4 protein-coding genes and 1 pseudogene are annotated in these 7,312 nt (G+C 69.9%); 4 read left to right on the top strand and 1 reads right to left on the bottom strand.

The genetic code is table 11. The features are described from left to right. Window positions 1-152: 152 nt before the first annotated feature. A pseudogene (locus ACWEK3_RS41720) lies at window positions 153-1,223 on the top strand (hypothetical protein); the annotation flags it as partial. A 39-nt stretch (window positions 1,224-1,262) separates the two neighbouring features. Here ACWEK3_RS41720 and ACWEK3_RS41715 read toward each other — a convergent pair. Then, complete coding sequence (locus ACWEK3_RS41715; RefSeq protein WP_453252196.1) at window positions 1,263-1,502, bottom strand: response regulator transcription factor; 240 nt, start codon at window positions 1,500-1,502, stop codon at window positions 1,263-1,265. A 372-nt stretch (window positions 1,503-1,874) separates the two neighbouring features. Between ACWEK3_RS41715 and ACWEK3_RS41710 the strand changes: the two genes are divergently transcribed. From ACWEK3_RS41710 to ACWEK3_RS41700, 3 genes are all read left to right on the top strand, one after another. Beyond that, window positions 1,875-4,424, top strand: a complete 2,550-nt coding sequence (locus tag ACWEK3_RS41710; protein ID WP_453252195.1) for a SpoIIE family protein phosphatase — start codon at window positions 1,875-1,877, stop codon at window positions 4,422-4,424. Window positions 4,425-5,320: 896 nt separating this feature from the next. Then, the gene (locus ACWEK3_RS41705; protein WP_453252194.1) at window positions 5,321-6,238 is read left to right on the top strand and encodes an NADP-dependent oxidoreductase; all 918 of its coding nucleotides are present in this window, start codon (window positions 5,321-5,323) and stop codon (window positions 6,236-6,238) included. Window positions 6,239-6,297: 59 nt separating this feature from the next. After that, window positions 6,298-7,215: an NADP-dependent oxidoreductase gene (locus ACWEK3_RS41700; RefSeq protein WP_453252197.1), complete on the top strand. Its 918-nt coding sequence runs from the start codon at window positions 6,298-6,300 to the stop codon at window positions 7,213-7,215. Window positions 7,216-7,312 lie beyond the last annotated feature (97 nt).

Below are 7,312 nucleotides of genomic sequence, written 5' to 3'. Positions count from 1 at the left end.
CGACCGCACCAGCTACAAAGCCACCACCAGCATCGAAATCCTTGCGGCCGCATGCCCTTGACGACATGCCCCAGCCGCAAACTTCACGGCCTTGCAGCTAGCCCGGTACACCTACCGGCTTCGCGTGTCGTCAACCGCCCGCACCGTGCTCCTTGCCGAGTGGGACCGGTGCCGATGGGTGTGGAACGAATGCGTCGCCAAGTCCCGGCAGGTGCACGCACACAATCGGGAGCAGCAAGCTGCCGTGGCTGCGGGGCGGCGCGAGCGTCCCGCAGCAGCAGATGATCCGGGATTTCGCCAAGTCCCGCTCTAAAGCGCTGAAGGACGTTGAGCACCGTCTGCCGGTGAGGCAGCGCGCGGGCATGCCCCGGCATAAACGGAAGCGCGATGCCGAGCCGACGCTGAACTACACCACCCGAGGGTTTTGGCTGAAGGACGGCCGCCTGCACCTTGCGGGCGGCGTCGCCGTGACAGTGGTGTGGTCGCGTGAACTGCCGTCCGCTCCGTCGTCGGTGTGGGTGTACCGGGACAGCCTCGGCCACTGGTACGCGTCGTTCGTCGTCGCCACCGAGGTGCAACCGATCCCCGAAACCGGCGCCGTTCTCGGCATCGACTGGGGCGTCAAGGAGACCGCCACCACCACATCGGACGCGCACGACCTCCCGCACGCCGAACACGGCAAGCGGGCCGCGCAGCGTCTGGCCCGGTATCAGTGGATGATGGCCCGCCGCCGGCCCGCCAAGGGGCAGGCCGCGTCCAAGGGCTACAGGAAGGCGCAGCGGCAGGCCGCGCAGGTCTCCAAGAAGGTTGCACGGCAGCGGCAGGACACCGCCCGCAAGTGGGCCAAACGCGTCGTCCGCGACCACGACGCCATCGCCGTCGAGGACTTCCGGCCGAAGTTCCTCGCCAAGACCACCATGGCCCGCAAGGCGGCCGACGCCACCATGGGCGCCACCAAGACGGCCCTGATCGAGAGGGGCCGCAAGCACGGGCGGGACGTCCGCCTCGTACACCCCGCGCATACCACTATGGATTGCGCATCGTGCGGAGCGAGAACCAGGCACGCACTTCCGCTTTCGGAACGCACCTACACCTGCACCGCGTGCGCAGTCGCGTCCCCCAGGGACAAGAACTCCGCCCGCGTGATGCTGGTCCGGGCTGGTCTCATCCCGGCTGGTGCTGAGGGCGCAAGACCTCTGGGGGCGCTGCTCCCGGAGGCCGCCTGAGCCAGGAATCCCCCTCCCTTCAAGGAGGGGAGGATGTCAAAGGCCCAGGGAGACGGCCAGGCGCGTGAGCTCGGCGGTGTTGCTGATGCCGAGCTTGGCCCGGATCCGGCGCAGATACGCATCGACGGTGTGTTTCGAGAGCCCCATGCGCCGGGCCGTCTGCATGTAGGTGAGCCCGGCGGCGATGTGCTGCAGCGCCTCCCGCTCACGCGGGGCCAGCGCAGCCGGCCCGCACGCGAAGGCAGAGGCGGGGGTGGGGGTGGGTGCGAGGCTCATGGCGGCTATCCTTCGGCGCACTTCCGGTCGTCCCGGCCCACATCTTCGGAGCAGTACACGTATGCCGAAATGTGAGCATTTGCCCCTAACGGACACAGGCAGACCCAGGCCGGTTCCACGCCGTCGCACATTTCCTGAAATTTCCGTTATCTACCCATGTCGGTGACGTGTAGAACCACCCTCGGCACCCCGCCTCGCACACAGCGCACCGCCCACCGCGGGCGGTTTGCGCCCCCGCCTGGCCCGGGCACCTCACCGAGCACCGTGCTGGTGCTTCCTGCCCCGCAGGATCATGCTTGTCAGTAGGGCCCTGGCCGCGGAGGTTCCCCCGGGAACAGCGGTCGAGGAACGAGCGAGGCGAGATGAGCGCCTATGGAGCACCTTCCCACTCCTCCTGGTGAACGGCCGGGCGAGGCGGACGCCCCGCTCGAGCCGCCCCGCACCGCCACCGTCACAGCCACGGCCACCGTCGACGCACACGGCATCGTGACGGGGTGGGGCGAGGGCGCCCAGCGCCTGCTCGGCTACGAGCCCTCACAGATCATCGGCCGCCCCGCCACCCGCCTGCTCGCCGACGACACCGGCGAGGCCGCCCGCCGGGCGGCCGGGCACCAGGCGGCCGGCAAGGACCGGTGGAACGGCACCGTGGTGCTGCGCCACCAGGACGGCCGCCGCCTCGAACAACACCTGCTCGCCCACCGCCGCACCCCCACCGGCGGTGCGGCCACCGAGTGGCTCCTTCTCTGCGCCGTGACCAGCCCGCCGCCGCACCCCGAAAACCCCCCGCAAGACACACCGGGCGCACCGGGCGAGCGGGGACAGGAGGAGGAGCCGGGCGGGCTGAGGGAGCTGAAGGAGTGGGCGTTCGCCCAGTCCCCCTGCATCCTGGCCGTCTTCGGCACGGATCTGCGGCTCATCGCGGCGAACACCGGCATGGAGCGCGCCCTCTCGCTCACCGAGGCCGAGATGCGCGGGCTGCGCCTGGTGGACATCACGTCGCACCCCGTGGGCGAGGAGATCCACGCGCGGATGCACCAGGTGCTTCAGGACGGCGAGCCGCAGTGGACCGAGGCCTTCCTCCCCGCCGTCCATGCCGGATCCGCCGACGGCCCAGAAAGCGGCCGGCCGGTGTCGCTGACCGCGCTGCGCAACGGAGCGGGCCGGCTGCAGGGCGTGTGCCTGACCGCCTACCAGGGGCACGAGGAACACACGGAAAGGGAGCGGATGCTGCTGAACGAGGCCGACGCCCGTATCGGCACCACCCTGGACATCGCCCGTACAGCCCAGGAACTCACCGACGTCGCCGTCCCCCGCCTCGCGGACTTCGCCGCCCTCGACCTGCTCCCCGCGCCCGGTGAGGAGGCGGACGCCACCGCATTGGCCGGGCCGGTCACCATGCGCCGCGCCGCCGTGCGCTCGGTCCTGGAAACAAGCCCCGAGTCCCCGGTCGCCGTCGGCGAGTCCAGCACCTACCCGGCGCTGTCCCCGGTGGCCCAATGCCTGGCAAAGGACCGCGGCGCGCTCTACGAGATGACCGGCCCCACCCTTGCCCGGTGGGCCGGCCAGGACCCAACAGCGGCCCGGATGAGCGAGTGGGGCACACACTCGCTCATGGTGGTGCCCCTGCGCGCCCGAGACACCACCCTGGGCGCCGCCCTCTTCAGCCGCCACCACAACCCCGCCCCCTTCACCCCCCAGGACCTGCAGCTGGCCGAGGAACTCACCGCCCGGGCCGCCCTGAGCATCCACAACGCCCGGCGCCACACCCGCCAACGCACCACCGCCATGACCCTGCAGCGCAGCCTGCTCCCGCGGACCCTGCCCGAGCAGGCCGCCCTCGAGATCGCCTCCCGCTACCTGCCCGCCGACCCCCTGACCGGCGTCAGCGGCGACTGGTTCGACGTGATCCCGCTGTCAGGCGCACGCGTCGCCCTCGTCGTCGGCGACGTCGTCGGCCACGGCATCCGCGCCTCGGCCACCATGGGCCGGCTGCGCACCGCGGTAAGCACCCTGGCCGACGTCGACCTGCCGCCCGACGAACTGCTCACCCACCTCGACGACCTCGTCATCCGCCTCTCCGCCGACGAAGCCACCCCCGAAGGCGCCCCCGAAGGCGCCGGCGGCATCGGCGTCACCTGCCTCTACGCCGTCTACGACCCCGTCACCCGCCGCTGCACCCTCGCACGGGCCGGCCACCCCCCACCCGCCGTCGTCACTCCCGACGCCGCCGCCTACCTCCTCGACGTCCCCGCCGGCCCCCCGCTCGGCCTGGGCGGCCTGCCGTTCGAGACCACCGAGACCGAACTCCCCGAAGGCAGCCTGCTCGCCCTCTACACCGACGGCCTCCTCGAACCCCGAGACCACGACATCGACGAAGCCCTCGACAACATGTTCGCCGCCCTCGTCCGCCCCGCCCACACCCTCGACACCGTCTGCGACCACGTCCTCACCGCCACCCTCACCCACCGCCCCGACGACGACATCGTCCTGCTCATCGCCCGCACCCACGCCCTCAGCGCCGACCGCGTCGCCGCCTGGGACCTGCAACCCCACCCCGCCATCGTCGCCCACGCCCGCCAAAACGCCACCACCCAGCTCACCACGTGGGGACTGACCCACGCCGCCTTCATCACCGAACTCATCGTCAGCGAACTCGTCACCAACGCCATCCGCTACGGCAAACCCCCCGTCCAGCTCCGCATGATCCACCACAACACCACCCTCATCTGCGAAGTCTCCGACACCAGCAGCACCACCCCCCACATGCGCCGCGCCCGCGTCTACGACGAAGGCGGACGCGGCCTCCTCCTCGTCGCCCAACTCGCCGACCGCTGGGGCACCCGCCATACCCCCACCGGCAAGACGATCTGGGCCGAACAAACCGTCACACCTGACAGTGAGGATGTGACGGGGCTCCGCTGACGGGCCCGGGGGCCGACTGTGCACCCTGAAGCTCCGGGTCTGGTGGAGGCTCGACCCTCTCAGGGAATCGAGCCCCGCGCGGGCGCTGGAAGGGGTGGGCGCCGGGGGAGCCGTCTACCCATTGCTGATCCCTGTGAGCGCGGCTTCGTTGCGCGGTGCGGTCATGGCGGGATCACCGAAAGCCGGGACCGTCGGCCACACCGGCGGCTTCCGAAGCGGCAGGAGCAACCGGCCTGACGCCGTGCGATCAAGCCGAGGAGCAGTGACCATGCCAGTGTGCACACGCGACTTGACCAGCATCGACCGGAACCGGATGACAGCTGCCCCCTCCAACCGGCACGAACAACGCGATCACCGACTCTTCCGCGATGGGCGGAGCAGATGCGGCAGTGGTGCGCCTGTGCCGGGGAAGCGGTGAGCCGGTTCGAAGCGGCGCTTGACAACGATGTCCTCGCTCCGCACCTGTGCCGGTCAGCGGGGTAAGACGCCGAGGCCTGACACCACTAACACTCATGAACCGCAGGCGCCGTGAGGGCGAGGACTGATACAGAGAGGCGTCCAATTGACATCTCCCCCAGCTGAAGCAGGGGGATTCAACCCTCACGGGTTGATCTTTCTGTTTCATCGACAGCAGCCGAACCGAATCAACGGCGAGGACTGGTGTGCCAGTCATCGGTCTTACGCCAGCTCCACAGACCTGACATCCCGCCAGCCCGGCGGTAGGCCCGGCCAGCTTGGTTATCGCCGACCGGACACCCGAAACCTATCACCCCACCCGGAGGCCGCGGATGGTCGACGACGAATCGCCCTGACGGCGATTCCTCTTTCCCTGCCCTGCTCCGCAGGGGTCCGATTCCTCCCGCCCTGAAGGACGAGGTTTCCTCACAGGAGATCAGATGAAAGCGATCGTGGTGACGGACCAGGCCGCAGGAACGGCCGGGATGACGCTGACGGAGCGGCCCGAGCCGGAGCCGGCGATAAACGATGTCGTCGTTCAGGTTCATGCGTCGGGATTCACCTCGGGTGAGCTGACGTGGCCCTCGACCTGGACCGATCGCCTCGGCCGTGACCGAACACCGTCGATTCCCGGGCAAGAGCTGGCCGGAGTGGTCACCGTCCTCGGCTACGGCACGACGGGCCTCTCGGTGGGACAGCGCGTGTTCGGCATGACGGACTCGTATCGCGGCGGCGGGCTGGCGGAGTATGTGGCCGTCGAGGCACGCAACCTCGCGCCGCTGCCGGGCGACGTCGACTTCACCGTGGGCGCCAGCCTTCCGATGCCGGGTCTGACCGCGTGGCAGGGACTGTTCCAGCACGGCCACCTCCAGGCGGGGCAGAGCGTCCTCGTGCACGGTGCGGCCGGCTCAGTCGGGTCGATGGTGACGCAGCTCGCCCGTGAGTTCGGCGCCTACGTCATCGGCACCGGACGCGCTGCCGACTGTCACAAGGCACTCGACTTCGGCGCGATGGAGTTCGTCGACCTCGACCACGACACCCTGGAAGACGTCGGCGGCGTCGGCCTGGTCTTCGACGTCATCGGCGGAGACATCCAGAAGCGATCCGCAGGCCTGATCCGGGCCGGAGGAACACTGGTGACCATCGCCGGGCCGCCTGAGGCGCGGCCCGCCCACGGCCTGGCGATCGACTTCGTCGTCCTGCCCGATCGCGCCCAGCTGGGTGAGATCGTCCAGCGGGTGCGGGACGGACGGCTGCGCACGAACATCGGCAACGTCGCGACCCTCGACGATGCCGTCGCCGCCTTCAATCCGACCGAGCGGATCAGCGGGCAGACGATCATCCGCGTTCGTCCGTGAGCGACACGTGGCCATCCCCGCAACCACCAAAGAGACACATGACCAAGGAGACAACTCCCATGAAGGCGATCGTGGTGACGGACCAGGCCGCAGGAACGGCCGGGATGACGCTGACGGAGCGGCCCGAGCCGGAGCCGGCCATAAACGATGTCGTCGTTCAGATTCATGCGTCGGGATTCGTCCCGACCGAGATGGCGTGGCCCTCGACCTGGACCGATCGCCTCGACCGCGACCGAACACCGTCGATCCCCGGACATGAGCTGGCCGGAGTGGTCACCGCCCTCGGCTACGGCACGACGGGCCTCTCGGTGGGACAGCGCGTGTTCGGCCTCACCGACTGGCATCGCGACGGCACCCTCGCCGAGTACGCGGCCGTCGAGGCCCGCAACCTCGCGCCGCTGCCGGGCGACGTCGATTTCACCGTGGGCGCCAGCCTTCCGATCTCAGGCCTCACCGCGTGGCAGGGACTGTTCCAGCACGGCCACCTCCAGGCGGGGCAGAGCGTCCTCGCGCACGGCGCGGCCGGCGCAGTCGGGACGATGGTGACGCAGCTCGCACAAGAGGCCGGCGCCTACGTCATCGGCACCGGACGTGCCGCTGACCGTCACAAGGCACTCGACTTCGGCGCGATGGAGTTCGTCGACCTCGACCACGACACCCTGGAAGACGTCGGCGGCGTCGACCTGGTCTTCGACGTCATCGGCGGCGACATCCAGAAGCGATCCGCAGGCCTGATCCGGGCCGGAGGAACACTGGTAACCGTCGTCGGGCCGCCTGAGGCGCGGCCCGCCCACGGCCTGGCGATCGACTTCGTTGTCGAGTCCGATCGTGCCCAGCTGGGTGAGATCGTCCAGCGGGTGCGGGACGGACGGCTGCGCACGAACATCGCCAATGTCGCGACCCTCGACGATGCCGTCGCCGCCCTCAACCCGACCGAGCGACGCCAGGGGAAGACGATCATCCGCGTTCGTCCGTGAGGACTCGCGGCGCGCGTCGGCCACCCGCGCATGCGCGCGGGCGACCTTCAGCCGGGCCTTGTCCCTGTTCCTGCTGCCCTTCTCCTTGCGCAAGAGA

This window comes from Streptomyces sp. NPDC004721 (assembly GCF_053601495.1).
The sequence above is the reverse complement of the archived record's forward strand: the minus strand, read 5'-3'. Positions and strand labels throughout refer to the sequence as shown.